Here is a 26440-nt window from a genome sequence, read left to right on the forward strand (position 1 = left end):
GAATAGCAATTGCAGAATAAAGGTGCTCTTTTAAGAGCTTAATAGGGAATTCGGTGCAAAGCCGAAGCTGTTTCCGCAACTGTAAGTGTAGAAGAATGTGCAACATATGCCACTGTCCGACGAGGAAAAATGCCTCCAGTAGATGGGAAGGTTGGTACAGGATACATGAGCCAGGAGACCTACCTTTATTTGATCGTATAAACTCTCTTCGGAAATTAGGAGAATGTATGGCAAATAGACGGATAGGTATGTATTTTTTATATGCTTTTCAAACTGTTTACCGCCATTTCTCTTATAGTGAGAAATGGCGTTTTTTTGTCGTGGAGTGAACGATGCAAAGTATTCATAAAAAAATTGGAGGTTTTGCAAGTGGAATTTTGGAAAAAGTGGCTTCATATTGCAGCCGTGCTTGTTTTGACGCTATCGCTTCTATCGCCAGCTGCTGTTATGGCAGAGACAGATGGATTAATAGAAAATGAGTCAGAGCAAATAAATGAAGGGTTGGAGGGAAATGAAGAAGGGGCTTTATCTGATGAAGGAGATAATAATTTAGAGAAAGATATAACCAAGGAAACCGAAATCGAATTATCTCCTGTTACTACTGATGATAGTGCGTCGATAAAATATTCTGAACCAGCAGGTCATGTGACGGTTTCTGTTGAGAAGTTTACCCTTGGACAAGGATACACAATTGAGCCAATTCAAGTGCCTTTCTATGAAAAGGAAATGGTAGGTCATGTAGTTGCTAGAGTGCTTGGAAGTGGTAATTATAATGATGGATATGATCAAGAAAATATTGGTTACTTAGCGAATATTAAAGATAGTGAAAGTGACGGTAATATTCCTCAATATATACTGGATGTAATGAAAGGAAATAATCAGTCGATTACGGGAAGAAATAAAGTAGGATGGCTAGGACAGCGTGACTATAACTCATCGTCTGGTTGGATGTATACAGTAAATAATGTATTGCCTAATGATGCTTTGGCGAGTTATCGAATTAATGATGGTAATGTAATTCGCTTGCAATTTACTGTAGCTGGTTTAGGTCGTGATCTTGGCTTTGGCAAGGAATGGGGATCACAACCTTATATTGAAGCAGCTAACAAAGACGCACTAACAGCAGAAATTGCTAAAATTAATAGTGCTGCAAATAAAGAAGAAATTTTAGCAGATGCAAATGTATTATCTGCTTATGAAGCTGCTTATGAACAGCTAACGAATATGGAAAGTATCCAACCAAATGTTGATGACGCCCTTGATCAACTAATTGCTGAGCTAAATGGAAACGGCGGAGAAGACGGCAAAATTGATAAAACAAAATTAAAAACAAAGATTGTTGATGCTGAAGAAAATAAAAACTCAGTAAAAGTTAGCGTAGACGGGAAAGATGTATACCTAACAGAAAAATGGGTAACACAAACTGCACTAGATGCTTATGTAAATGTCATCGAATCTGCGCAAAATCTGATTGAAGATGATAAAGCAATACAAGAAGAAATTAATGCGAAAGTATTCGCACTAAATCAGGCTAAAGTTACATTTGAAAAAGCTAAAAAACCAGGGACGAAATTTAATGATTCTGAACGAGCTGGTTATGTGACAGTTTCTGTTGAGAAGTTTACCCTTGGACAAGGGTATGCAATTGAGCCAATTCAAGTGCCTTTTTCTGAAGGGGAAGAGGTAGGGCATGTAGTTGCTAGAGCACTTGGAAGTGGTAATTATAATGATGGATCTGATCAACCAAATATTAATTACTTAACAAATATTAAAGATAGTGAAAGAGACGGTAATATTCCTCAATATATACTGAAAGAAGCGGGGAAATATGGTGAGTCAAATACAGGAAGAAAAAATAAAGATTGGCTTGGAAATAGCGACTATTATTCATCGTCTAATTGGATGTATACAGTAAATCATAAAATGGTTGATCATGTTATGGGTGGCCATCAAAATAAAGATGGTGATGTAATTCGCTTGCAATTTAGTGTAGTTGGTTTTGGTCGTGATCTTGGCTTTAACTATAGTTGGCAGGGAACACCTTTTATTGAAGTAGCTAACAAAGACGCACTAACAGCAAAAATTGCTGAAATTAATAGTGCCTCAAATAAAGAAGAAATTTTAGCAGATGCAAAAGTATTATCTGCTTATAAAGCTGCTTATGAACAGCTAACGAATATGGAGAGCAAACAAGAAGATGTAGATGTAGTTTTTAAGCAATTAGATTCTGCATTAGAAGAAGTAAGAGATATTACTAAAACTGCATTAGAAGAAGCAATTACTAAAGCTGAACAAAACAAGGCTTCCATAAAAGTAAGTGTAGATGGAAAAGATGTAGACATAACACAAAAATGGGTAACACAAGCTGCACTAGATGATTATGTAAAGGTTATCAAATCTGCGCAAGATCTGATTGCGAATGAAGCTGCAATACAAGAAGATATTGATGCGAAAGTATTAGCACTAAACCAGGCTACTGCTGCATTTGATAACGCTAAAAAACCGGGAACAAAGTCTAATATAAATACACCAACTCAAAAGGCTTATAATACTGTTGGTAAATACATGGTAGATCGATTACCTACACCTAAGTTTGGTAGTGAATGGTGGATTATTACATTAGCTCGTGGTGGTTATGAAGTACAAGCAGGCTATTACGACACGTATTACAAGAATGTTGTTGATTATGTAGTTGCTAAAAAGGGTGTATTAGATAAATGGGCATACACTGAATATTCACGTCTAATTATTGCCCTTACTGCTATCGGTAAAGATCCGACAAATGTCGGTGGCTACAACTTAGTTGAAAAGCTATCAGATTTCGATCAAGTTGTTTGGCAAGGTGTAAATGGAGCTTATTATGGGTTAATTGCTCTTGATACATGGGACTTTGAATTACCGAAAACGGCAACGACAACACGTGAGAAGTTAATTGATTTTATTTTAGATAAGCAACTTGCTGACAAAGGCTGGGCACTATCGGGAACTAAAGCAGACCCGGATATGACAGGGATGGCAATCCAATCGTTAGCACCATATTACAACAGTAATCCGAAAGTCAAACAAGCTGTTGATAATGCACTAGCTACATTATCTACTATTCAATTAGGAAATGGCGGATATAGCTCATGGGGGTTAGAAAATGCTGAAAGTGCAGCTCAAGTTATCACTGCATTAGCTAGCTTAGGTATTGATGCAAATAAAGACCCTCGTTTTAACAAAGTTATTGCCAATATTATGACTTATTACAGTTCAGAAGATGGTGGCTTTAAACATGTTCTAACTGAAACAAAAGCAAATGGTATGGCAACGGAGCAAGTTGGCTATACATTAGCTGCTTATCATCGTTTGCTAAATAAACAGACAGCACTTTATGATACATCTGATACGAAATCGAACAATCCATCTAACCCTGGTGAAGGTGGAAATAATCCTGATGGTGAAGACGGAAATAATCCAGGCAATGGCGGAGAGAACAACAATCCAGACGGAAATATCCCATTTGGAAAGACAACGTTCTCAATTCGAATTTCATCTTCGGAAATTCCATTAAGAGCAACAACTGCTGAGTTATATCTAGGAGAAACAGTATTCGACGTATTAAAACGTGTGACAGATGAAAATGGTATCTCACTAAGCTATCGTGAAACTCAATATGGTGCTTATATTGAAGGAATTGCTGGTCTCTATGAATTTGACCGCGGTCCTTTAAGTGGCTGGATGTATCGTGTAAATGGTAAATTCCCTTCTTATTCTGCGGGACTTTATACTTTATCACCTGGTGACGTTGTTGAATGGCTATATACACTCGATTTAGGAAAAGATATCGGTGGCTATGTGGACGGGATAGAAAATGGTGAAGCTCCTGGTGGAGGAGAAAATGGAGAGTGTAAGGAAGATACAGAAAATTGTAAAGAAGAAAATAAATGTACAGATGAAGATGAACAATGCACAGAAGAAACAGATAAGGATGAGGAGAATGGCGAAGAGAGTAAAGATAGTGCAGATGCTGAAATAACAGTTGGAGAAGGCAGTGACAAAGCAGTCATTACTGCTGAGAATATTCAGCAATATCTTGAAAACGACATTCAAAAGCTTGTTATTAAAATTAGGGATAATATTATAGAAGTTCCTACATCTTCCTTAAAAGACATTACACTTGCTGAAGATGAAAAAGTAGTTGCTTCTATTATTTTAGATCTTGAGAGCAAAGAGTTCACTGTGAGTTTTGGGGTTGAAACTGCTAAAGGTTTAATAAAGCCAATTTCTCTAGGTAAAGACTATTTAAAAGTTACGCTATCAGCTGACGATTTAAAACCAAATACTGTTGTTTTACAGCTTGTTGAAGGAGAATATAAGCCTGTTCCACATAAAATTGTTAACGGTGAAATTGTTCTATTCACAAAAACAAGCGGCACATTCAACGTAACTGAAAAACATGTTACGTTCAAAGACATTGAAAAGCTAGCAAATAAAGATGAAATTGAGTTTTTAGCAAGCCGTCTCATAATTCAAGGTGTGACTCCTGATAAATTTGAGCCCAATAAGCAGATTACACGTGCACAATTTGCTGCTTTTATAAGTCGTTCGCTTGGCTTACAAACTTCAGGTGAAAATTCATTTAGCGATACGGCTGGTAAATGGTATGCAAATGATGTACAAGCACTATACGAAGCAGGTATTACGAAAGGAACAACTGCTTCAACATTTAATCCTGAGGCACCAATTACACGTCAGCAGGCAGCTGCATTTATGGCACGTATACTAGAGTACCTAAATGTAGAAGCTCAAGTAACTGTTGAGGCTAACTTCAAAGATATTAGTAAAATTAGTGATGAATATTTACCTTATATTGAGCTATTAAATAGCCTTGATATTATGACTGGTAAACAAGATGGCTCATTTGATCCAGGAGCACATTTAACGAGAGCGCAAACAGTAAAAATTATAAAGCGTACGTTAAATATATCGGATATGATGTAATTTTTATTACTAACCCAAATGCATTTTGCCTTTGGGTTAGTAGCTTTTAATAGAATGGAGGATAAGTGAATGAAGCGAAAATTATCGATGTTTTTTATGCTGCTACTTGCTATATTATTTATCGTTACTCCCGTTTCTGCGCAAAATATTTCTACAATAGATGCTTATAATACAACTGGACAATATATAGTAAAGCATGCGCCGAACCCTAAGTTCGGAGATGAATGGTTTATTATTGCACTTGCGCGTGGCGAATACGATGTTCCGAAAGATTATTATGAAAAATATTATGAAAACGTTATGAAGCATGTTCAGTCAGTGAATGGTGAATTGCACAATCGGAAGTATACAGAATATTCCCGCTTAATTATTGCTCTTACTGCAATTGGGAAAGATCCAACAAATGTAGGGGGTTACAATTTAGTAGAAAAATTAGGTGATTTCGATAAAGTAGTTTGGCAAGGTCCAAACGGTGCTTATTTTGCATTAATTGCGTTAGACACTTGGGGCTTTGAACTTCCCAAAAACGCAACGACAACACGTGAAAAATTAATAGAGCATATATTATCAAAGCAATTAGCTGATGGCGGATGGGATTTATCGGGAACGAAAGCAGACCCAGACATGACAGCGATGGCAGTTCAAGCACTTTCTACATATAAAGATCAACCAGATGTAAGAAAATCGATAGAGAGAGCGTTAGCAACATTACAAATAATGAAGGACGTTCATGGTGGTTATAAAAGTTGGGGGACAACTAACTCAGAAAGTGTAGCGCAAGTGATTACGGCCCTTTCTAGCTTAAATATTGATCCCCAAAAAGATGCACGATTCTCTAAAGTATTAAATAGTTTTTTCACTTTCTACAATGAAAAAGATGGTGGATTCAAGCATGTATTAACAGAAACAGCTTCTAACGGAATGGCAACAGAGCAGGCTTCTTATACATTAGCAGCCTATAATCGACTTCTATCTGGCAAAACAAAGCTATATGATATGTCAGATACTAAAGAATCTAATCCCACCATACCAGTTGAAGAAAATAAGCCCTCAACACCTAGCGAGCAAGAGAAACCAGTTATACAAGTAAGCTTTAAAGATATTCAATCGCATTGGGCGAAAGAAGATATTGAAGCTGCTGTAGCTAAAGGTTTATTAAAGGGGTATGAGGACAATACATTTAAACCTAACAATTATTTAACACGTGTGCAAGCTGTTTCCATTTTAGTTCGTTCATTAAATTTGACAAGCACAGGTCATGCACCATATACAGATTTACAAGGTTACAATGAGAGTACGAGAAAAGAGATTGCCGCTGCGTATGAGGCAAATCTTTTAACAGCAAATTCAGGTAAATTTTCACCTTCTACACCTATTACACGTGAAGAATTAGCGATTATGCTTAATCGCGCCTATACCTTCAAAACTGGTCAAGAGTATGCACCGAGTAAGGTTGCACCATTAAATGATATCGGGAAACTTTCTAATGAATCGAAGAAGGCAATTACTTTATTATATGATTTAGAAATTGCCCAAGGATCAAATGGAGCATTTCAACCATTAAATTCTTTAACACGAGCGCATGCTGCAAAAATGTTTATTAACTTTTTAAAGGTAGTGGATAAATAATGAAAAAAACGATGCACTACCTTGCTGTTGCTATTTTCGTATTTTTATTAGCGGCATGTAATATTCAATCAGTTGAGCAATATGAACAGATGCAAGAGCATGAGCGTAGTCTCGATTCTAAGTCTACGCTAGAGCAAGAGCAGCAAGCTAATCAAAAAATATTAAATGCAGAGCAAAATGATGAAAATGTTGACCAAAAAGAAATCGAATCAGAAGATGAAGAGGATGAGCTTGTAAAGAAAGAGGATGCCTCTACACAAAAAAATAATGAAAAGCAACAACAAGTAAAAAAGCAGGAGACGGAAACAGAAGAAAAAGATGTAGTAAGTGACAAGAAAAAATCTGAGCAGCCGACTAACAAAGATTCAGTAGCTACAAAGCCAAATAGCAATGAGCAAAAGTCAAAAACTGAAAAACCAAAAGTGGAAAATCCAAAGCAACCACCTGTTGAAATTACAGAAAAACCAGCTGAAAAAAAGAGAACTGTAACAATTGCTATCCATGTTGACACTTTGCTCAAACATTGGGATTTGTTAGAACCAGCACTGCAAAATGAAAAATATGTGCCGAAAGACGGTATCGTTTTAAAACAAACGACGTATGAGCTCTTATCAGAAAAAGATACTGTTTGGGACATCTTACAACGTGCGACAAAAGAACATAAAATTCAAATGGAATACCAGGGAGCAAATGAAAATATTTACAATAGTGTATATGTAGAAGGAATTAATCATCTATATGAATTTAGCGCGGGTGAATTAAGTGGATGGATGTATAAAGTGAACGGTGTTTATCCTAATTATGGCTGTAGCCAATATGTTTTAAAAGATGGTGATGTAATAGAGTGGCATTATACGGTCGATTTAGGTCGCGATTTAGGACATTTCTGGGACGGTAATTAATGAAATCGTTTGAAACTTTTCATCCACTAGTAATTTTCACTTTCTTTGCCGCATCAATCGGACTATCAATGTTTTTTATGCATCCCGTTTATTTAGTGATTACGATTTTTTTAGCAATCTGCTTAAATATCGCTTTACGTAGAGGTCGATTTTTAAAAGATTGGAAGCTTTATGTTCCGCTTTTTTTCTTAATGGCAATTATTAATCCGTTAATTAGTCATAATGGAAAACTTGTGCTGTTTTATGTCAATTATAATGCCATTACAGTTGAGGCGATTATGTACGGCATTGCTATTGCTACTATGATTGTTGCGATTATATTATGGTTTAGCTGCTATAACGAAACGATGACGACGGATAAGTTTATTTATTTATTCGGCAAAATTTCTCCGGTAATCTCTTTAACTTTATCGATTGCATTAAGATTAGTACCACGTTTTCAGCAGCAATTAAAGCAAATCGCCAATGCACAAAAAGTAATCGGTATGGATTTTCGAAGCGGCTCATTTTTACATCGTATTAAGTGTACGCTACGTATATTATCGATTTTAATTACATGGGCGTTAGACAATGCGATTGAAACAGCGGATTCTATGAAGGCAAGAGGATATGGTGTAACTAAGCGCACGTCCTTCTCTTTATTTATTTTTGAACGTCGCGATGGAATGGTGCTAGCTTCTATTATTGTTCTTTTTATTATAAATATATTTGCGAGCATATTCGGTGTAACGACTTTTTACTTTTATCCGACTTTTTCGGACATTCAATGGGATTTGGCATGTATACTTTATTATAGTAGTTACTTTCTTCTGCTCTCTATCCCATTAATAATCGAGATAAAGGGGGGAATACAATGGCGATTGTTAAAGTCGAAAATGTAAGTTTTACTTACCCAAATGAAACAAAACCTATTTTAAATAATATCCATTTAACGATTGAGCAAGGTGAGTTTATTGTTTTAATTGGACAATCAGGTTGTGGGAAAAGTACGTTTCTCCGCCATTTTAAAAGAGAAATTTGTCCACATGGAAAGAAATTAGGCAAGATTTTTTATGATGAGCAGAAATTAGATGAGCTTTCGCCCGAAAAGGCGGCTTCAGAAATTGGCTACGTCTTTCAAAATCCAGAAAATCAAATTGTAACTGATAAAGTTTGGCATGAATTAGCTTTTGGTTTAGAAAGTTTAGGGATTGATGAGCAAACGATACGCCTGAGAGTAGCTGAAATGGCAAACTTTTTTGGTATTCAAAAATGGTTTCATCAAAAAACATCTGAGCTATCTGGAGGACAAAAACAGTTATTAAATTTAGCTTCTGTTATGGTGATGCAACCGAAATTATTATTATTAGATGAACCAACATCGCAGCTTGACCCAATTGCTGCAATGGAATTTATTCAAACCTTAAACCGTTTAAATAAAGAATTAGGCATTACTATTATTTTAATTGAGCATCGTCTTGAGGAAGTCCTTCCTATTGCAGATCGAGTTCTTATTATGGAAGATGGGAATTTATTATTTGATGGTAATCCGCGAGAAATTATTAAAGCTTTACCTGCAAATCATGCGATGATTACAGCATTACCTGCAGCTACAAAAATGTATCATTTATTAAATTGCGAAGGACAGATTCCTCTTACTATTCGCGAAGGGCAAAAGTGGCTTGCGACAAAACAAGCCGATTTACATAAAGGTAATCAGCTTCCTATAGCTAGGAATGTGCAAAGTACAGTTGTATTAGAAGCAAAAGATGTAGCCTTTCGTTATGAAAAAACTGCTACTGATATTGTACATCACTTGAATTTACAAGTAAAAAGGCAAGAGTTTTTGACGATTATCGGTGGTAACGGAACAGGAAAATCAACGGTTTTGTCATTATTTGCAGGCTTACAAAAACCATATCGAGGAAGAATTTTATTATATGATAAAGTATTGAAAAATTATCGCAATAAAGAGCTCTATCAAAAGCATTTAACTTTATTGCCGCAAGATCCTAAAACATTATTCGTCCAAAAAACAGTAAAGCAAGAATTAGAAGATATGGCGAAGTATCATAAAGTTTCAGTTGTAAAAGTTGCGGAAAAGACCGAACAATTTCAGTTAACTAGTTTACTAGAGCGCCACCCTTATGATTTAAGTGGTGGGGAGCAGCAAAAATTAGCATTGGCAAAGCTATTATTAATGGAACCGGAAATATTACTTTTAGATGAGCCGACAAAAGGACTTGATGCTCATGCAAAAGAAGAACTTGCTGCTATTTTGAAAAATTTACAAGCAAAAGGGATGACGATTATTATGGTAACGCATGATATTGAATTTTCCGCGCAACATAGTACCCGCTGCGCCTTATTATTTGATGGAAATATTGTTTCGGAGGCTGAGCCACGTTCGTTTTATATTGGTAATAACTTTTATACAACTGCTGCTCACCGGATTGCTAGAGGAATAATAGATGGGGTAATTGTATGTGATGATGTGGTGACGTTATGCAAAAAAAATTAAGCTTCATCATTTCTTTAGTTGTCATTTTTATTTTCATCCCATTAACTTTATATGTTGGCATTAATATTTTTGCAGATAGAAAATATTATATTATTTCAATTGCTATTATAATGTTAGCTTCGATTCCCTTTCTCCTTTCATTTGAAAGAAGAAAGCCTCAACCTAGGGAAATATTAATTATTGCAGTTATGTCAGCCATATCAATTGCAGGGCGATCTTTATTTGTTATTATACCGGGTTTTAAGCCTGTTGCAGCAATTACGGCAATAACAGGTTTTTCTCTAGGAGCAGAGGCGGGCTTTGTAACAGGTGCTATTTCTGCTCTTGTTTCGAATATGTTTTTTGGTCAAGGACCTTGGACCCCTTTTCAAATGTTTATGTGGGGAATCATCGGTTTTATTGCTGGGCTATTAGGAAAGACTGGAGTCATGCATAAAAAAATTCCACTTATTTTATTTGGGATTTTTGCGGGCGTTCTTTTTTCTTTTGGTATGGATATTTGGGGAACGATGTCTTTATATGGAGTGTTTAGCTTAGAAGCATATATCATTGCACTAACTTCAGCAATTCCATTTACTATTATTTATGCTGTTTCCAACGTGATTTTTTTACTAATACTTGCAAAGCCTATTCGTGAAAAATTAGAACGGATTAATAATAAATATGGAATATTTCAGTAAAGCGGAAGTTAGAAATTGAATAAAAATAGATGAAAAGCAATTGCCATGACACTTCATGATGCAATTGCTTTTTTAAACTCTAAATCTAATAAGGTTGTTTCTATAATATATTGGGGCCGGTAATATGTTTATCTCATCGATAAAAGATACTTTGATGGATTATTATTTGTGCTGTAATTGCTAGTGGAGGTTGGAGATTCTATATGAATCAATATTTGTTCGGTTAGATATTATTGGTATTATCATAAAGCTTTTAATTATTTTTTTTGTCGCATGTCTTTGGTTCTACCTCGAATTGTTGGATGGAATCTGTCAAGAGTTGTTACAGTTTATAAGTAGAGGGAATACAGTTATATGTCTATCCAACAAACGTACCTATATTTATCGACAGATCGAGTTTGGGAACCTCCCAAACTCAGTAGGCATATACTGATCATATATGTCGATTTGAAAGGACGTCTTGTACATGTCTCCTTATCTTCATGAAATTCATCAATTCCTCTATCCTGAGTATAGGTTTATGCCCCACGGTTATTATTACCCTTATTCTGAAGGATGGGGGCTCTGGAACAATAGTGACCTTGCATCGGATGGAAGATACCGACTGGCAGAGCTGTATTTTTTGTAAATAGAGTAATAGTTCAATCTCCCTTATTATCTCAAGGTGAATCGCAGTTAATTTTTTAATTATCGACACTTGCCATCTGATCAAGTTCCAATGGTAAGAAAGCATAATCTCCGTCTTTAATAATCTCACATTTCCGAACTGGAATTGGATATTTGAAAATTGGCCCATCTATTACTGTCGTATGGAACTCGCCACCTTCTCCGCACGGGTCAATCTCACGAGCTTCAAGTTCTTTTATGTATTCATGGGTTAACGTTTTCCCTAAATCGTCCTCACGCATTCCTAATGATAGATTAACTGTTACAATGATCGTTACAAATCCTAGATTTATGAACTCCTCGACAGCATCACGATGGTTCATTTCCCATAAAGGCATCCCGAGCTTTAATCCGGCATTTTTTGAAACCTTATCATGCCAACAACCATGGGCAGGCATATCTAAGTCTCCAGTTACTAACACTTCTGCTCCTTGATTTTTTGCCTTTTCTAAAAGGTCCATAAACACTTCTTCATAATCTGTCCAGCTTGAAGATGCCGTATATACTGGCAAACCTATAGATTTAGCTTGCGCACGTATGAGTTCAGGGGGCATTCCATGAGATCTAGAACGTTTGCCTTCTTCCTCTAGCATGACGATTAGTCCAATTGCTTCTCCAACCTTTTTTGCTTTATATAACGCTAAAACACTATCTTTTCCACCGCTAAAAGATGCAATGAATTTATGTCCACGAGCATTATTTTTCCAATAATTTAATTCTCCCATTCGTATCTTTCTCCTTTATTCTAATGAATTTAGACTATTTCATTTCATAGTTCTGTTTGTTTGATTTTATCACGATTTAGTTTTTTATATAGGATATTTGTGGATTTCAATTCAAAAAACTTGAAGTATCACTCATGATAGTAAAGAAATCCATTTATTCAACTGAGAAATGATTAATTAAACCGTTTAAGGGAGCATTTTCTCGAAATCAACACTAGAGATGGCATTAAAGATCGTATTTTAAGGTGATCAATCTGTTAATAAATTCGGCACTCTGAAACGATGCCTAAGTTTTTCTTAGGCATCGATAAAATATAGGAAGTGATGGCTATGTTAAAAAAAGGGGAAGTATTAATAAATAGTTTGGATTAACATAGCCATCATAGAGGATGAAAGGAAAAAATTATTCATTATATGCTATTCAATTAAATAGGGCAGCTATTTATTTTTATTAGATTGCTGATTTTTATCGTGATTCGTTTTATTGTCTTTATTTTTTGCTTTTGCATCCCATTCTGCTGCAAATTCTTCATTTAAGTTATCGTTCGGGTTATTGTTATTACTATTCGTATCATCTAAATCCAAGCTTTTATAAAGACCAAATGGATTATGCGTTCTTGAATTCATCGTTTGTTTACTGTTTTTATTCATCCAATGTCACCTCCTAATGAGTAATTTGTGCACTATAGTTCGTTTTATTCTCTGGATTTATCGAACTTCTTAAAAGAAAATCCGTCTATAAATAGTAAAAAAGTATTTTTTTGGAGGTTTTTCAGAGGTGATAAAACTACAAATACCATTGTTACTTGTGTTGGTTACCGGTTTTTTATTAGGTGCAATGTATTTATTTCAACTATTAAATCCGACATTAAACAGCATCCAAGTTTTGGAATCGAATAAAGAAGGCACTTATCTTTCACCAGATGGAAAGAAAAGGATCACGGTATATTTCAATGGTGGATTAATTTTCTTTACAGATTTATCATACATTGGCGTGTTAGAGGATTTGACAACTGATTCGAAAAAGAATTTGTTTTTAATCTCTCCGAATGTGAAAGAAGTGCAGTGGATTAATAATGAAATAATCGCTGTTAACGGAATAGAAATAAATATAGATGACACGTATGATTTTAGGTATGAATAAGTCTGAATTTAGCTCGATGGAGAGAAAGATTTGCGCAAAATGCAAGTGGATATTTGATAGAAAATCAGCAGTATGTAGAAACTGTGCCATTAAAAAAACGTTTTGGTATAGCATTTTTTTAAACAAATGTCTCATCTTATAAATAGGAGATGAGATTAATTATGAGAAAACCATTGATTGTAGTCGGAATAATGATTATTTTTTATTTGGCACTAACCTATATCCCAAAAATAAATCACGCACAACAAGAAACGCCTGCCTACGCTAAATGGGGGACACTCGCGATTAAAGAAACCCAATCTAAGTACCCTAATGCGAAAATAATTGATTATCTTCATGTGGGGAGTGAAAATCAAGCGGAAACAACAATTGAAACGTTTAAGCTATGGTTAAAAGACCCTGACAAGGAATTCGGTGTTTATATTAAAATATCGTATGTGAGTGAAACTGAAAAAGTAAATAATATTGAATTTCAAGAAACCTCTAGGTAATGGAGCTTATTCAGCTATTAAAGTACAGTGATATTTAATTTAAATCATTTGCTGCTTAATAAATGCGTTGCTTTGCAGAAAATCGCCCTGAATTTGGATATTATCCTTAATTTGTATATTAGCAGTCCGATAATATATAAAGATGAATGAAGGGGCGTGTATCTTTTGATGAAAATAACTAATTTGCTGCAAATAAATTCTTTAAAACCTTCCATTATGAATAAATCAGTTGACGTAAAATCTGCTAGCTCGCTGTTAGCTGAAAAGTACACAGCTAATAAACAAAGTGAAAATAGTCGTAATAATATTAGCAATTATTCTTTACGTGAAGTGGTACGTAATACAATTACAGATCCAGCGCCTATTCGCGGAATGCAACCACCTAACTGGGAGAGAATACCTACGAAAGGTATGAAGGTTCTCCCGATGGACGAGTTGATCGAGCGAATTAAGGAACTAGGGGTAAGGTTATCAAAAGCTACAAGTGAAGAAGAACGAGATCTTATATATTACCAAACGGACCAATTGCTTGCACAATTTGTTTCACCTGTGTCACCAGACCGGAAACTACTTTATAAACAAGCAATGCAGGCAATTCGCGCTCACGAACAAGAGGAAACCAAGCCATTTGGAGAAAGTACGTTAGTCGATTATTTAAATGAATATGATGGCATTAAAACGGCGCAAGGTTATCTACTTGCTAGTGGTGGTACAGTCGAGCCGATATATCGAACTGGTGGTGGATATGATTATAATATCAATTTCGGCGGTAATACGGTAATGAGGAGTATTAACGGGCAGTGGGGTTGCATGTTAACGCCAGCTGAATTAGCTCTGAAGGATGATTTCTATAAGATTTTTTGGTCGTCTTTCGAAACAGCAAAGCAAGAAATAATTGCAAATTCGAATTCTCTTGATTGAGAGTGTTTATAAGAGCCCATTTTAAGCAATCATTGTTTAAGATAGGTTCTTTTTTTTATGTAATCACAAAAAATAAGACTAAATATTCACATTTACAAGGAGAAAGCCTAGCATTATAATAGGTCTTATTTACATTAAGAAGGTGTTTTTATGAATGAGGAAAAGAAGGGCATACTGGATGCCTTTTTTGCATACGCGATTTGGGGCTTTTTTCCGCTTTACTGGAAAATGCTTGAGCACGTCAATAGTATGGAAATCCTACTTGGACGTGTTATCTGGTCGTTTGTTTTTACGTTCGTGTTTATTATCATTATTGGCCAACGAAGTAAACTAAAAGAAGATTTACACTATTTGTGGCGTAATAAAAAGCAATTTTGGTCATTAGCTGCTGCATCATTTGTTATTGCGATTAATTGGTATATATACATTTATGCGGTGACACATGACCATGTATTGGATTCTAGTATGGGCTATTATATTAATCCACTTATTTCGATTCTATTCGGGATGATTTTTTTCAAGGAAAAGCTATCTCGCGCCCAGCTATTCTCTGTTGCGATAGCACTTTTTGGTGTGTTAGTCATGACGATAAATTATGGACAAGTACCTTGGATTGCGTTATTACTTGCTATATCGTTCGCGATTTATGGTGTATTAAAGAAAAAAATAGTGCTAGATGCTACGCGCGGCTTAGCAATTGAAACGCTCTTTATTTTACCGTTTGCACTCGCGTATTATGTATTTATATTCAATACAGGTACAATTTCGTTTTTACATATAAATATGAAAACAGATGTATTAATGATTGTTAGTGGTATTATCACTGCAATTCCACTCGTTTTATTTGCAAAAAGTGCTCAGCGTATTCCGTTATATTTGTTAGGATTTATTCAATACGTTTCACCGACGATTGTACTATTTTTAGGTGTATTACTTTATAAAGAACCATTTACAAATGTAGAGCTTGCTGCTTTTTCATGTATTTGGGTAGCATTAATTATTTTTTCCATATCAAAATTCTTTGAAGCGCGTCGTTCAAAGAAGCTATCAGAAGTTAAGTGATTTTTCCTTTTAGGAAGGATTTTCCTTATTTATGTCGAATTTTTGATTAGTGTAGACATAAAGGGGGGCGAAAAATGCATGTAACTATTGGGGAAAAACGATTTGATTTTCAAAAAATCGACATAAACGTTTTGGAGACGGGGATTCAGAACGCTTTTGCAAAATTTGATAAAATGACACTTAGCCAGCTGTTAACTAAAAAGAAGTATACACATTTAAAACAACATACTGAAATGAATTTTGGAACACTACTGTCATTGCCAGCAGGGGAAGCTCTACTAGAAATGAAAGTCAGAGGAGATATGTTTTATAAACAATTTTTGAATAACTACGGGGATATGGTTTATTCAAGATTTGTTGCAGCAAAGCAGCAGGAGCTATCGCAAAAAAAAGGCGTCTATACAATTATCGTCAATAACGAGCTTGTATTTGCTGGTGTATGCGCAACGTCGTTTAAGGAGCGTTTTAATCAACATATCGGTAATATTTCTGCAAAGGGCTGTTTTAAAGATGGGACAGCGACACATTGTCATATAAATGCACGTCTCACAGAAGCTATGAAATTGTGTAAAGCACATTTTTCTATTTGCCCGATGCTAGAAACAAAAGAGATGACCGCACTAAAAAATGCTATAATAATGCGTTTTGAGCCAGTATGGAATTTAAGAGTTGGAAAAGAGTTAGATTATAGCTATAACTATTGAATAAAAGTCTGGTAAAAGTAATATGCTTTTATCAGGCTATTCTTTTTTTAAAAGAGAAAATATAGAGCCTATACTATTAAAAGATAGGTGATTCATATGAAATCAGCATTTACTTTTTACGGGAAGGTGCACCGAGAATATTGGTGGCTACATGCAATATTTTTCGTCATATTAACAATTACCTCTGTATTTTGGTTTATTTTACCTTTTTTTATTGTGAGTTATGGTTATTATGAACCATCACTTATATTAAATATTATTTTAGCGCTCTTTTTACTAGTGTCGCCGTCTATGTTTATTACGTTGCATTGTTGGTTTATCAGCTATAATGCTGCAAAACGATGGGAGCTACAGTACCCGCAAGAAAATAGGTGGTTATGGCTCGTTATTTTTCAAACAATGGCTTTTTTAGTCGTTATTTTATTCACATTCATTATTTTTTCGCTATTTTTCTTCATAGATTTGATAAGATAATAAAAAATATTTTGAACAATTGAGTATAAATTTGATACAATCATTTACGGATAGTTCGTTCGTTTCACACGTAATACACAGTTTCGCCATAAAACTTTCACAAACGGAACATGCGCTTTTTCATGTGGAATTTGATACGATGAAAGCATTAACATGAAGGAGCGAGAACTCACAATGAATACTGATATTAATATGTTTATAGCGTTTGGTGCAGGGTTCTTAAGCTTTATTTCACCTTGCACATTGCCGCTATATCCCGCATTCCTGTCTTATATAACAGGAATGAGTTTAGATGATTTAAAGAATGAAAAAGGTATGATGCAAAAACGTGCTATATTACATACGCTAAGCTTTCTAATTGGTTTTTCCATTATCTTTATCGCAATAGGATTCAGTGCTTCACTTGCTACTAATTTTTTTGTTCAATATCAAGATTTAATGCGTCAAATCGGGGCAATTTTAATTATCGTATTTGGGTTGATGATTGTTGGATTACTACAAGTCGATTTCTTAATGAAGGATCGTAAGTTCCAATTTAAAAATCGCCCAAGTGGTTATTTCGGTTCCGCCTTAATCGGATTTGCCTTTGCTGCAGGTTGGACACCTTGTACAGGACCAATACTGGCGTCGATAATTATGTTAGCGGGAACGAACCCTGACGCAGGAATGTGGTATATGCTAGCTTATTACTTTGGCTTTGCTATTCCATTTTTCATTATGTCATTCTTTATTTCTAAAATGGGGTGGATCAGAAGAAACAGCCAAAAGATCGTCAAAATTGGTGGTTTCGTTATGATTGCAGTAGGTATATTATTATTCTTTGATGGATTAGAATATATTATTCGTATACTGTCTCCAGTCTTTGGTGGATTTACTGGCTTCTAATATCATTATTTTGAGTACAGTATTTTCGTTAGTTAATAGCGGAGGGAGAAATGTCATGCCATGCCTACAGTAATGATTGTCGACGACGCACTATTTATGCGCGTTATGATAAGTAATATGTTTGAACAATGGGGTTTTACAGTTATTGGTCAAGCTGACAATGGTGAAAAAGCAGTAAAACTTTATCGTGAATTGCAGCCAGATATTGTGACAATGGATGTAACGATGCCGGGTATGTCAGGTTTAGAAGCAGTAAAACAAATTATATCTGAATTTATGGAAGCGAATATTATTATGATTACGGCTCTTGGACATCAACGCAATATCATCGATGCAATTGAAAGTGGAGCAAAAGATTTTATTACAAAACCATTTGAAGTAGAAAAACTTAAAAAAATAGTATATAATATTTTAGCTATAGAAGAATATTAAAGATGTAACTGGAGGAGGGATTCTATGTTTAGTTCGATACCCTCTCAATATTTAATAATTGGCTCTACAATAATGGCCATTTTGATGGGTACTTTCGTAATGTTTGTCCGAGTTCGCTCGCAAAAAAAGCCGGTGAGTGTTAAAAAAATCATAATCCCACCAATCGCAATGTCAACTGGGGCATTGATGTTTATTTTTCCAGAATTTCGCGTTGCACCATTGCAAATTTTAGAAGCAGCGGTAATCGGTATTTTATTCTCAACTGTGTTAATTGCCACTTCGAAATTTGAAGCTCGCGAAGATGCGATTTATTTAAAACGATCAAAAGCTTTTTTCTTTATTTTGATTGGTTTGTTAATACTTCGCATCATATTGAAACTCGTATTTTCAAATAGCTTAGATGTTGGTGAACTTGGCGGGATGTTTTGGATTTTAGCATTCTCTATGATTGTGCCATGGCGATTAGCTATGCTTGTACAATATGTAAAATTAAAAAAACAAATTTAGTAGATTGAAAAGTTGTGTAAAAGGGTATTAAATTCCTTTAACACAGCTTTTTTGTTTTAATCAAATTTTTTGTCTCCTGGCAGTAACATGAAAGGGGTCGATGTGGGAAGAATCACGTAATTTTGCGTAGCATGCCATCTCACAGACCGAAAGAGACGAATATGCTACCAGAATCTATTTTGCTATCCGAGACAGTTGAATAATATGTCTTACATCTGTTTAATTGTTTACTAGCACATGTTATAATGAATAGCTTAAGACAAAAAATACTATTATTTTTAATTGAACGGACGCCAAGAAAAGCCTCCGCACATTGATAAAATATGGAGGAGATAATAGAATGAATAAAAAATGGACGATTGGTAAAATTAAAGAATTTGTTGAGAATAATTCGGAAAGTAAGTTGCTAACGACGGAATATAAAGGATTTTCTCAAAAGTTACAATTTAAATGTGCTTGTGGAAGCAATTTTGAAAAAACATTTACGAAATTTAAAAATAATAACCAACGTAAATGCGATGTATGCCAACCTCCAAAAGCGTCACGCTAATCATATAGCTTATTTTGAAAGAACTGATAGATGTCAGTTCTTTTTTTATTGCTGTTTTCTCAAAGATTGTTGCTATTATGATTGATTGAAAATAAGAATAGAGGTTTAATCCACAAATCGTGTAGATTAAACGTCTAATTTTATTCAAGTATTTAACATAATGTTTGTTTACTTAAAACTCTCTTTTAGTTGATTAAAGAAAAAATAAAAACATAAGCATTCTTTAACAACCACAGCCTTGGTCCTCATTATTTATCAATGGAATCAAAGGGAAACCCATAGTCTTCCAAGCAGCTATACCACCATTCAACTCTTTTACTGAGTATCCGTTTTCAATTAACATTATAGAAGCCTTTGCAGCTGTATTACACCAAACATCCCAACAATACAAAACGATTTCTTTGTCTTTAGGTATTTCATCTAACCGCATTTCTAATTCTGAAAGTGGGATTTCTAAAGCACCTTGTATTTTTTCTTTTTTCAAAGCAGGAGCGCCATTCCTAACATCAATTAATAAATAATTTTCTGGTTGCCTTTTTTTCTCCGTCATATAATCCATAGGACTGAACGTTGATTCAACGCGATTTTTAAAATATGAGATTTGATTCATTATTATTTTTCTCCTATCCTTTTCACTATTTTAATTAAATACTTCTTAAACGCATCTTTTTCCTCATCTTCTAATGCTGACAATACTTCTCGCTCAGACTGATTCATTAACTCCCAACAATCATCTATGGTTTTTCTACCTTTTTCCGTAAGATTAAGACAGTAAGACCTTCTATCTCTCAAGTTTTTGTCTCTATTAATATAGTGAAGAGATTCCAAACGATCTACGTGATCCACCATAGATGTTCTGTCTATTTTTAAATCTTCTGCAATTTCTTTCTGAGATGTATTAGGACGTTCCTTTATTCTAATCAGGACTCCGAATTGTCTTGCATTTATACCATAAGGCTTCAACTGTTCTATAAAATCTTCTTCTAACATTTGTTCTACTTTTCCAGTTAAAAAACCAAATGATTTAAATATATCACTCAATTTTATACCTCCTATCAATTAGTCACCTGATATGATAATCAGTATATCTGACTAATTGGTAAATGTAAATATTTTGAATAATTAATTGTAAAAATTATTTACATTTACTTCTTACAGATGTTTTAAAGTCATTTAACAACAAATAAATCTGCTGCTTATACTGAAAATAGGTGATTATTGTTTTCTCGTAATGATGTTACTGTATAATAGTTAGATTTTTGACAAGCTGAAATAAGCATTTGCTCTACCCGATTTTCAAATGCCAAGTTTTTATGTATCTCCAGCCAACGATACCAGTAGAGGTAACTATCCAAATAATACGTACCAACGCCTTGAAATCGTTCCATCCATCCTGTTAAACGACGATGGAAGTATCTTGTGTTTCCAATAAAATGCGGTAGATATATGAATTTTTAAAGAGTCTGAAATCTTCCGTAATGTAACACCGTTTATCATCATTTTAATGTAATTAATCCATTTTTCCGGATAACGCGAACCTGAAAACGGAGTATTTGTCATATCATTAAATGATTTTCCACAATCCTTACATAAATATCTTTGTCTAGAACGATATTTACCATTACGTTTTACGGCAGTACTTCCACAATAAAGACAACCTAAATCAGATGAAAATCGAGACTCTTGTTTCTAGGAGGTAATCTTTCCATTTATTTTTTTCTTTTGGATATAGGTCTTGCTTCATTGCCTTAAATAAGGCTAGTTGTTTTGCTTTTTTTAATTCTCCGACTGCTTCATACAAATATCTCCACATAATTGAACGCCTCCTGAAACACTTAAATTAGTTAAAGATAGAGATTCGCTTTTTAGTGTAAGATTATGTAAAATATTTCGAGAGGGATTATTAAGCTGGGAGCGATTGTTCAATTAGATATAAAGAGCATAGCAATAATAGAGGTCTATAATTGTGCCTAAAAGTGAGGGGATATTATGGAACGAAAAATTGAGGTTTTTTCATCAGAAGGTATTTCAATTGAATACTCGATTGTTGGTAAAGGAGAACCTATTTTTGTCATGCATGGTGGACATTCAAATTGCAATGAAGAATTTGGATATAATTCATTAATAGAGAATGGTTTCTCGATAATCACACCTTCAAGAGCCGGATATGGAGGTACATCTAAAGAGGTTGGAAAGAGCCTTTCAGTAGCTTGTAAGTACTATTTGAAGTTATTAAATCATTTAAATATTCATAAGGTTCATCTGCTAGCTATATCTGCTGGTGGTCCCACTGGCATTTATATGGCATCAAAATTTCCAGAGCGTGTGGCCACTCTTACATTGCAATCAGCAGTTACAAAAAAATGGTTAATGCCGAATGATAAAGAATACAAGGCAGCAAGGAAATTATTTCATCCAAATGTCGAAAATTTTACTTGGAGTCTAATTTCTTTTATGAATAAAATATTCCCCCGATTTATTTTCAAACAAATGTTTCCTTCATTCAGTAAACTAAAGTATAACGATGCAACTGAGCTAGTAAGTAATGACGATATTAATGCAATTAGAAAAATGAATTGTCGCCAAAGGTCGGGTTATGGTTTTTTTATAGACTTGGCACAAATTAATGAAATAACCATGCAAGATTTACGTGCAGTTACTTGTCCAACACTTATTATGCATAGTAAACATGATGGTTCTGTACCATTGGAACATGCATATTTTGCTCAAGAAAATATTCCTTCATCAAAACTTTGTCTACTTGAATCATGGGGACACTTAATTTGGCTTGGCAAATCCTCAAATGTAACAGATGAAAACATTGATGAATTTTTAAAATCAAATAAACTACTATAATTAGTATATATTGAAAAAATGTGTACATTGCATATATAACCCTTAATTTTATCGTGTCTAAAGTATGGAAACAAAGGGAAGAGTGGTTCTCTAAAGAAGAAATGGATGAAATGAAACGGGAGACCATTATGATTTCCTTACCTTAATATTGGTAAAGTGTGATATGCAAACTGAATAGCCAAAGTTTATCCGCATATTACTTAGTCGTGACGTGTGCAACTCAATCGATGAGGAATAGCTAGTCGTGATTTAAAAAGAATTGGGCTCCTGTTGTAAAACGGTTTCAATTGAATTTCCTATGTACTTTTTTAGTACTAAAACAAAAGAACCCGGAAAAAATTTTCCGGGTTTGATTATCACTTACATTTATTCCTCCATGACACACTGCCTCGCTTCCGTATTGGATCTTAAGATTTACCTAAGACAACAGTACTTTAGCTCACTTCAGTATTGATGGTCCTTCAGAGCTATCGGTCATCCTTACTCATCGGGTTAACCCTCCTAGTCACTTGGATTAAAAGTGAAATCTTTAATAGTATACAACAATTTTCGTTTTTTATACTCTTTATTTTGAGAAATTAATATTTCGTTTTATTTTATTTGGAATTAATAAAATACGAACAATTAAGTAACTGGAATTTCCGATAAAATCCAGTAATAATGCAATGATACTAGTTCTTTTGTTGTCAAAACGGGCAAAAAATCATAAAGGATAGTTTAAGTTCGATTGGAGAAAATATATCTAAAAATAAGCTGGAAGGAAATACCTAATGTTGTCTATTAGACACTTTGCCGGTCACACACTGCAGTAATAGTTGAACGGAGTAACATGCACTTGATATTAGTCCATTGATAAATTGATTGTGTCGTTCGCTACTATTCCATCACCGATTGCTTGAATGTGTAAATGGTCATGGAGATAAGGCATATTAATATGCCAAGTCAATGAAAAGTGATGATCGTTTTGGTTTTCTTGAATATCATATCCAATGAGTTTTCTTTCTGTCCATGTTTGAGTACCTGTTGGAATCAACCAAAATAAAACAGTATCTGTATTTTCTGCTTCCACATGAATAGAAATTTTCTTTGTCCCTTTTGGGATTTATACCCATATTCCATCTTTCGGAAAGTCCGTTGTAATACTTTTTATTGCAGGTCTAGGAGTAGTATTTTCGGTTATTAGTAAAGGAAATGCTGCTAACATATTTAAAGCAAGAAATAAATTTAATACCATGGATGTCACCTCAATAAATATTATTTCAATTATGAGGTTGATTATGCATTATGTAACGGATGGGCTTGTTGGTTTAGAAGAATAGATGCTCTGTTGTTTTGTTTGGTTTCTTCACTATCGGCGTAGCTTAGAGTAATAAACATCAAGCTATAGAGAACACTAACGATGAGGTGATCTCTTATGAAAAAAATGATTATATTAATTTTTGTCATTACGCTCTTAGCTCCTTTATCGAAAGCAAACGCAATGAATTCTGAATATGTTGAAGTTGCAAAGTCTGATACAGTGGATGTTTCGCTGTATGCTAAAAAGACGAATGGAATGTATACAGATTTTAAAATTGATTTTCAAGGTAGCATCCTTTCAAAACCGAGTTGGGAAAACGTAGCAAATCCTACATGGTCTCCTCAAATTATTAGTGCGGACATAAATCAAGATGGGGTAAATGAGTTAATCATCATTTTGACTACAGGTACTGGTACGGGAGTAATTGAACGAGAAGCTCATGTTTTCCATCTGCAAAAACAAAGATTAAGAAAGAAACTTGTTGAAGTTCCAGTTGAAGTGCTTGTAGATGACCCGATTGCTATCGTGTTAAAAAACGTGAAGACAGAGTTATACCCTAGCCAAGCGAATATTAATATTGGTAATAAGAAGTATTCAATTGATCTGAAACCATTTAACATTGAACCAGAGCATTTGTTTAACAATATAAATTTTGGCAATATGATCAACTTTGAAGTACAGGACAACCAACTGATTGCGAAAATCGGTGGGCAGATTGCTCCAGCAGGTGGTTATATAGGCAATATTATTATTACGTATTGGCTAAAAGATAACATGTATCAAGCAAAGTCAATTGTGTATGAACAATATGAATAATTGTCAAAAGGGTATGGTGTTGGTCCAAAGAGGATTAACACTTTTTTTGTTGAATTTATTAAAATAAAGGTAATTAAAAAAAGGAAGTGGTTAGGGATGAATGTTGGTAACGAATATTTGAACATAGTAGTTGAAAGATTTAAAAGTGTAAAAAGTCTAGGAGATAAGACGATTTCGCAGTTATCGGAAAAGGACATACATTGGGCTTATAATAACGAATCAAATAGTGTTGCTATAATAGTAAAGCATTTGAGTGGAAATATGATTTCAAGGTGGACAGATTTTTTAACTTCAGATGGTGAAAAAAATGACCGAAATCGTGATGACGAATTTTTAGATGATCTATCTTCTAAAACTGAGCTATTGATAGTTTGGGAAAAGGGATGGAAAGAGTTATTGGATACATTAACTAGTCTAAGCGAAGAAGATTTATTAAAAAAAGTAACTATTCGTGGTGAGGGTCATTTGGTTATAGATGCTATTGAAAGACAAATGGCACATTATGCTTATCACGTAGGGCAAATCGTTTATATAGGTAAACAGCTGAAAAATGATGATTGGAATAGTCTCAGCATTCCAAAAGGGAAATCAGAAAAATATTTAGAACAAATGTTGAAGAAACACCAAGACAAATAAACAAATATAGTATGCTTACATTTATTGTATTGACTTTATTGGTAGTTCCTTGCGTTTTATCGAGGGGATTGCCTTACTTGTTGTGATACTTGGATGCGATTGTTCAACTGAGCAATCGCTTATTTTGCATAGGAAGCAGAATGTTTGAATAGCACGCAACCAAAATATGGTATAATGCGTTTCAGATGAAAAGGGGTGATATTTTTTGAAAAAAATAATTTTCTTTATTGTATTCACCTTCATTCTAAGTTCGTGTAACCAATTAAATAAAGAGTCAAATGAAGTTGAAGTTTTGCATTCAGATGAGAATATTTCTACAGTATTAAATATGCCACATGACTTTGGGTTTATTATTCAGTTTGGTGTGGGAAAGAAAAATGAAATCAATACATTCGAAAATACAGTGACCAAAGATTTAATATCAGATGGAACCGCAACGGCAAATGTAGCTTTAACTGATAAGGAATTAAATAATATTTATGAGAAAATGAAAGAAATTAATATTGAAGAATCAAAAAATTTCATTCCTAAACCTATTAACGGATCGATCTGCGTAATGGAACCTCATGAAGAGGATGAATGGGAAATTACGATTAACGGTGAAACGATTACTCATTCTATTTCAGGGGCTTACTGTGATCCGACCAAAGATGCACAGCAACTAATTGAGCTGCGAAATTACGTATTTAATATTATTAAAAGTAAGGAAGAATATTTAGTACTTCCGGCATCGAATGGATCGTATGAATAACTGGGGGCTAATACCCACAATAGCCATCGCTTCTTGTCCTAACGCTGCACGGTCATTCCGCAAGAACTTCCCTATATATTAAGTAGAATTGTTTGTTATGAATCTCAAATTGAAAGGATGTTGAATGATGAAACAAATTATTGCTCTTGGTGGTGGTGGCTTTTCGATGGAGCCAAATAATCCTTTGATAGATACATATATTTTAAATCAATCTAGAAAAACAAATCCAAAAATCTGTTTTATTGCAACGGCAAGTGGCGACTCGGAAAACTATATTTCTAGGTTTTATGAATTCTTTGAAAAGCAGCCTTGTCAGCCTTCACACTTATCTTTATTTAGTCCATCCACAAGAGATTTAGAAAGTTTTTTACTAGAAAAAGATATCATTTATGTTGGTGGGGGCAATACGAAAAATTTGTTAGCTCTATGGAAGGAGTGGGGGTTAGATACCATTCTGAGAAAGGCTTGGGAACAAGGAATTATTTTAGCTGGTATTAGCGCTGGTTCCATTTGTTGGTTTGAAGAGGGAGTTACAGATTCTTTTGGAGAGGGACTAGAACCCTTAAAGTGTTTAGGGTTCATCAAAGGTAGTAATTGTCCGCACTATGATGGTGAATTGGATAGAAGACCTTCTTATCAAAGACTAATCGCCTCCAATAAAATTAAACCTGGATTTGCAACAGATGATGGTGTGGCTATTCATTTTATTGATCAAGAAATAAAAAAAATTGTAAGTTCACGGCCAAATGCTAAGGCATATCAACTTTATTACGATGAAAAAGTGATAGAAATAGAACTTGAAACTAACTATTTAGGTTCTTAGTCC

The 26440-nt window shown here is 34.4% G+C and carries 26 protein-coding genes, 1 pseudogene and 1 riboswitch; of the genes and pseudogenes, 21 read left to right on the forward strand and 6 right to left on the reverse strand.

Features of this window, described 5'->3' with window-relative positions:
- Positions 1 to 3: 3 nt before the first annotated feature.
- Positions 4 to 201, forward strand: a riboswitch (cobalamin riboswitch).
- Between the two features lie 168 nt (positions 202 to 369).
- The 6 genes from AAFN87_RS03985 to AAFN87_RS04010 all read left to right on the forward strand — a co-directional run bounded on the left by AAFN87_RS03985 (position 370) and on the right by AAFN87_RS04010 (position 10694).
- Positions 370 to 4983 (forward strand): S-layer homology domain-containing protein, encoded by a 4614-nt coding sequence (locus AAFN87_RS03985; protein WP_347789733.1) that lies wholly within the window; start codon positions 370 to 372, stop codon positions 4981 to 4983.
- A 69-nt stretch (positions 4984 to 5052) separates the two neighbouring features.
- Complete coding sequence (locus AAFN87_RS03990; protein ID WP_347789734.1) at positions 5053 to 6612, forward strand: S-layer homology domain-containing protein; 1560 nt, start codon at positions 5053 to 5055, stop codon at positions 6610 to 6612.
- Entirely contained in the window at positions 6612 to 7514 is a 903-nt protein-coding gene (locus tag AAFN87_RS03995; RefSeq protein WP_347789735.1) for a DUF4430 domain-containing protein, read from the forward strand. Before AAFN87_RS03990 ends, AAFN87_RS03995 begins: the two co-directional genes overlap by 1 nt.
- Positions 7514 to 8395 carry an energy-coupling factor transporter transmembrane component T gene (locus AAFN87_RS04000; RefSeq protein ID WP_347789736.1) on the forward strand — a complete coding sequence of 294 codons (882 nt, stop codon included), beginning with the start codon at positions 7514 to 7516 and terminating at the stop codon, positions 8393 to 8395. The genes AAFN87_RS03995 and AAFN87_RS04000 overlap by 1 nt, the downstream gene beginning before the upstream one ends.
- Entirely contained in the window at positions 8368 to 10014 is a 1647-nt protein-coding gene (locus tag AAFN87_RS04005) for an ABC transporter ATP-binding protein (RefSeq protein WP_347789737.1), read from the forward strand. Before AAFN87_RS04000 ends, AAFN87_RS04005 begins: the two co-directional genes overlap by 28 nt.
- On the forward strand, positions 9999 to 10694 hold the full coding sequence (locus tag AAFN87_RS04010; protein WP_347789738.1) for an ECF transporter S component: 696 nt from the start codon (positions 9999 to 10001) through the stop codon (positions 10692 to 10694). The genes AAFN87_RS04005 and AAFN87_RS04010 overlap by 16 nt, the downstream gene beginning before the upstream one ends.
- Positions 10695 to 11377: 683 nt before the next feature.
- Here the strand turns inward: AAFN87_RS04010 and AAFN87_RS04015 are convergent.
- Positions 11378 to 12085, reverse strand: a complete 708-nt coding sequence (locus tag AAFN87_RS04015; RefSeq protein WP_347789739.1) for a Dph6-related ATP pyrophosphatase — start codon at positions 12083 to 12085, stop codon at positions 11378 to 11380.
- Positions 12086 to 12523: 438 nt separating this feature from the next.
- A complete protein-coding gene (locus tag AAFN87_RS04020) occupies positions 12524 to 12736 on the reverse strand; it encodes a hypothetical protein (RefSeq protein WP_347789740.1) in 213 nt (70 codons plus the stop codon).
- 127 nt (positions 12737 to 12863) lie between these two features.
- Between AAFN87_RS04020 and AAFN87_RS04025 the strand changes: the two genes are divergently transcribed.
- From AAFN87_RS04025 to AAFN87_RS04070, 10 genes are all read left to right on the forward strand, one after another.
- Positions 12864 to 13229 carry a DUF5412 family protein gene (locus AAFN87_RS04025; RefSeq protein WP_347789741.1) on the forward strand — a complete coding sequence of 122 codons (366 nt, stop codon included), beginning with the start codon at positions 12864 to 12866 and terminating at the stop codon, positions 13227 to 13229.
- A gap of 161 nt (positions 13230 to 13390) precedes the next feature.
- Complete coding sequence (locus tag AAFN87_RS04030; protein ID WP_347789742.1) at positions 13391 to 13720, forward strand: DUF3889 domain-containing protein; 330 nt, start codon at positions 13391 to 13393, stop codon at positions 13718 to 13720.
- 165 nt (positions 13721 to 13885) lie between these two features.
- Positions 13886 to 14641, forward strand: coding sequence for a hypothetical protein (locus tag AAFN87_RS04035; protein ID WP_347789743.1), 756 nt, complete (start codon positions 13886 to 13888; stop codon positions 14639 to 14641).
- A 150-nt stretch (positions 14642 to 14791) separates the two neighbouring features.
- Positions 14792 to 15703: an EamA family transporter RarD gene (gene rarD / locus AAFN87_RS04040; RefSeq protein ID WP_347789744.1), complete on the forward strand. Its 912-nt coding sequence runs from the start codon at positions 14792 to 14794 to the stop codon at positions 15701 to 15703.
- A gap of 74 nt (positions 15704 to 15777) precedes the next feature.
- Positions 15778 to 16407, forward strand: a complete 630-nt coding sequence (locus AAFN87_RS04045) for a GIY-YIG nuclease family protein (RefSeq protein ID WP_347789745.1) — start codon at positions 15778 to 15780, stop codon at positions 16405 to 16407.
- A gap of 96 nt (positions 16408 to 16503) precedes the next feature.
- A complete protein-coding gene (locus AAFN87_RS04050) occupies positions 16504 to 16881 on the forward strand; it encodes a hypothetical protein (RefSeq protein WP_347789746.1) in 378 nt (125 codons plus the stop codon).
- A gap of 174 nt (positions 16882 to 17055) precedes the next feature.
- Positions 17056 to 17766, forward strand: a complete 711-nt coding sequence (locus AAFN87_RS04055) for a cytochrome c biogenesis CcdA family protein (protein WP_347789747.1) — start codon at positions 17056 to 17058, stop codon at positions 17764 to 17766.
- A gap of 60 nt (positions 17767 to 17826) precedes the next feature.
- Positions 17827 to 18198: a response regulator gene (locus AAFN87_RS04060; RefSeq protein ID WP_347789748.1), complete on the forward strand. Its 372-nt coding sequence runs from the start codon at positions 17827 to 17829 to the stop codon at positions 18196 to 18198.
- Between the two features lie 24 nt (positions 18199 to 18222).
- Complete coding sequence (locus tag AAFN87_RS04065) at positions 18223 to 18705, forward strand: CcdC family protein (RefSeq protein ID WP_347789749.1); 483 nt, start codon at positions 18223 to 18225, stop codon at positions 18703 to 18705.
- A gap of 340 nt (positions 18706 to 19045) precedes the next feature.
- Positions 19046 to 19255, forward strand: coding sequence for a hypothetical protein (locus tag AAFN87_RS04070; RefSeq protein ID WP_347789750.1), 210 nt, complete (start codon positions 19046 to 19048; stop codon positions 19253 to 19255).
- Positions 19256 to 19478: 223 nt separating this feature from the next.
- Here the strand turns inward: AAFN87_RS04070 and AAFN87_RS04075 are convergent, their stop codons facing one another.
- From AAFN87_RS04075 to AAFN87_RS04085, 3 genes and pseudogenes are all read right to left on the reverse strand, one after another.
- Entirely contained in the window at positions 19479 to 19865 is a 387-nt protein-coding gene (locus AAFN87_RS04075) for a rhodanese-like domain-containing protein (protein ID WP_347789751.1), read from the reverse strand.
- Between the two features lie 2 nt (positions 19866 to 19867).
- A complete protein-coding gene (locus AAFN87_RS04080) occupies positions 19868 to 20296 on the reverse strand; it encodes a MarR family winged helix-turn-helix transcriptional regulator (protein WP_347789752.1) in 429 nt (142 codons plus the stop codon).
- Between the two features lie 155 nt (positions 20297 to 20451).
- A pseudogene (locus AAFN87_RS04085) lies at positions 20452 to 21068 on the reverse strand (transposase).
- Between the two features lie 176 nt (positions 21069 to 21244).
- Between AAFN87_RS04085 and AAFN87_RS04090 the strand changes: the two are divergent.
- Positions 21245 to 22111 carry an alpha/beta fold hydrolase gene (locus AAFN87_RS04090; protein WP_347789753.1) on the forward strand — a complete coding sequence of 289 codons (867 nt, stop codon included), beginning with the start codon at positions 21245 to 21247 and terminating at the stop codon, positions 22109 to 22111.
- Between the two features lie 841 nt (positions 22112 to 22952).
- On the opposite strand, the gene AAFN87_RS04095 is transcribed toward AAFN87_RS04090, so the two are convergent.
- Entirely contained in the window at positions 22953 to 23180 is a 228-nt protein-coding gene (locus tag AAFN87_RS04095; protein WP_347789754.1) for a hypothetical protein, read from the reverse strand.
- A 345-nt stretch (positions 23181 to 23525) separates the two neighbouring features.
- Between AAFN87_RS04095 and AAFN87_RS04100 the strand changes: the two genes are divergently transcribed.
- The 4 genes from AAFN87_RS04100 (at position 23526) to AAFN87_RS04115 (ending at position 26437) form a co-directional block, all read left to right on the forward strand.
- Positions 23526 to 24227 carry a hypothetical protein gene (locus tag AAFN87_RS04100; protein WP_347789755.1) on the forward strand — a complete coding sequence of 234 codons (702 nt, stop codon included), beginning with the start codon at positions 23526 to 23528 and terminating at the stop codon, positions 24225 to 24227.
- Positions 24228 to 24323: 96 nt separating this feature from the next.
- Positions 24324 to 24863, forward strand: a complete 540-nt coding sequence (locus AAFN87_RS04105) for a DUF1572 domain-containing protein (protein WP_347789756.1) — start codon at positions 24324 to 24326, stop codon at positions 24861 to 24863.
- A gap of 205 nt (positions 24864 to 25068) precedes the next feature.
- Positions 25069 to 25614, forward strand: coding sequence for a lipoprotein (locus tag AAFN87_RS04110; protein WP_347789757.1), 546 nt, complete (start codon positions 25069 to 25071; stop codon positions 25612 to 25614).
- Between the two features lie 127 nt (positions 25615 to 25741).
- A complete protein-coding gene (locus AAFN87_RS04115; protein WP_347789758.1) occupies positions 25742 to 26437 on the forward strand; it encodes a Type 1 glutamine amidotransferase-like domain-containing protein in 696 nt (231 codons plus the stop codon).
- Positions 26438 to 26440: the final 3 nt, after the last annotated feature.

It is taken from the genome of Solibacillus sp. CAU 1738 (assembly GCF_039888725.1).
Taxonomy (GTDB): Bacteria; Bacillota; Bacilli; order Bacillales_A; family Planococcaceae; genus Metasolibacillus.

What these genes read in the sequence shown, in the direction of transcription:
- AAFN87_RS04060 (WP_347789748.1), top strand. Translation starts at nt 17,827, where the DNA reads ATGCCTACAGTAATGATTGTCGACGACGCACTATTTATGCGCGTTATG.
- AAFN87_RS04090 (WP_347789753.1), top strand. Translation starts at nt 21,245, where the DNA reads ATGGAACGAAAAATTGAGGTTTTTTCATCAGAAGGTATTTCAATTGAA.
- rarD (WP_347789744.1), top strand. Translation starts at nt 14,792, where the DNA reads ATGAATGAGGAAAAGAAGGGCATACTGGATGCCTTTTTTGCATACGCG.
- AAFN87_RS04100 (WP_347789755.1), top strand. Translation starts at nt 23,526, where the DNA reads ATGAAAAAAATGATTATATTAATTTTTGTCATTACGCTCTTAGCTCCT.
- AAFN87_RS04000 (WP_347789736.1), top strand. Translation starts at nt 7,514, where the DNA reads ATGAAATCGTTTGAAACTTTTCATCCACTAGTAATTTTCACTTTCTTT.
- AAFN87_RS04065 (WP_347789749.1), top strand. Translation starts at nt 18,223, where the DNA reads ATGTTTAGTTCGATACCCTCTCAATATTTAATAATTGGCTCTACAATA.
- AAFN87_RS04005 (WP_347789737.1), top strand. Translation starts at nt 8,368, where the DNA reads ATGGCGATTGTTAAAGTCGAAAATGTAAGTTTTACTTACCCAAATGAA.
- AAFN87_RS04070 (WP_347789750.1), top strand. Translation starts at nt 19,046, where the DNA reads ATGAATAAAAAATGGACGATTGGTAAAATTAAAGAATTTGTTGAGAAT.
- AAFN87_RS04045 (WP_347789745.1), top strand. Translation starts at nt 15,778, where the DNA reads ATGCATGTAACTATTGGGGAAAAACGATTTGATTTTCAAAAAATCGAC.
- AAFN87_RS04115 (WP_347789758.1), top strand. Translation starts at nt 25,742, where the DNA reads ATGAAACAAATTATTGCTCTTGGTGGTGGTGGCTTTTCGATGGAGCCA.
- AAFN87_RS04010 (WP_347789738.1), top strand. Translation starts at nt 9,999, where the DNA reads ATGCAAAAAAAATTAAGCTTCATCATTTCTTTAGTTGTCATTTTTATT.
- AAFN87_RS03990 (WP_347789734.1), top strand. Translation starts at nt 5,053, where the DNA reads ATGAAGCGAAAATTATCGATGTTTTTTATGCTGCTACTTGCTATATTA.
- AAFN87_RS04105 (WP_347789756.1), top strand. Translation starts at nt 24,324, where the DNA reads ATGAATGTTGGTAACGAATATTTGAACATAGTAGTTGAAAGATTTAAA.
- AAFN87_RS04015 (WP_347789739.1), bottom strand. Translation starts at nt 12,085, where the DNA reads ATGGGAGAATTAAATTATTGGAAAAATAATGCTCGTGGACATAAATTC.
- AAFN87_RS03995 (WP_347789735.1), top strand. Translation starts at nt 6,612, where the DNA reads ATGAAAAAAACGATGCACTACCTTGCTGTTGCTATTTTCGTATTTTTA.
- AAFN87_RS04030 (WP_347789742.1), top strand. Translation starts at nt 13,391, where the DNA reads ATGAGAAAACCATTGATTGTAGTCGGAATAATGATTATTTTTTATTTG.
- AAFN87_RS04050 (WP_347789746.1), top strand. Translation starts at nt 16,504, where the DNA reads ATGAAATCAGCATTTACTTTTTACGGGAAGGTGCACCGAGAATATTGG.
- AAFN87_RS04055 (WP_347789747.1), top strand. Translation starts at nt 17,056, where the DNA reads ATGAATACTGATATTAATATGTTTATAGCGTTTGGTGCAGGGTTCTTA.
- AAFN87_RS04020 (WP_347789740.1), bottom strand. Translation starts at nt 12,736, where the DNA reads ATGAATAAAAACAGTAAACAAACGATGAATTCAAGAACGCATAATCCA.
- AAFN87_RS04075 (WP_347789751.1), bottom strand. Translation starts at nt 19,865, where the DNA reads ATGAATCAAATCTCATATTTTAAAAATCGCGTTGAATCAACGTTCAGT.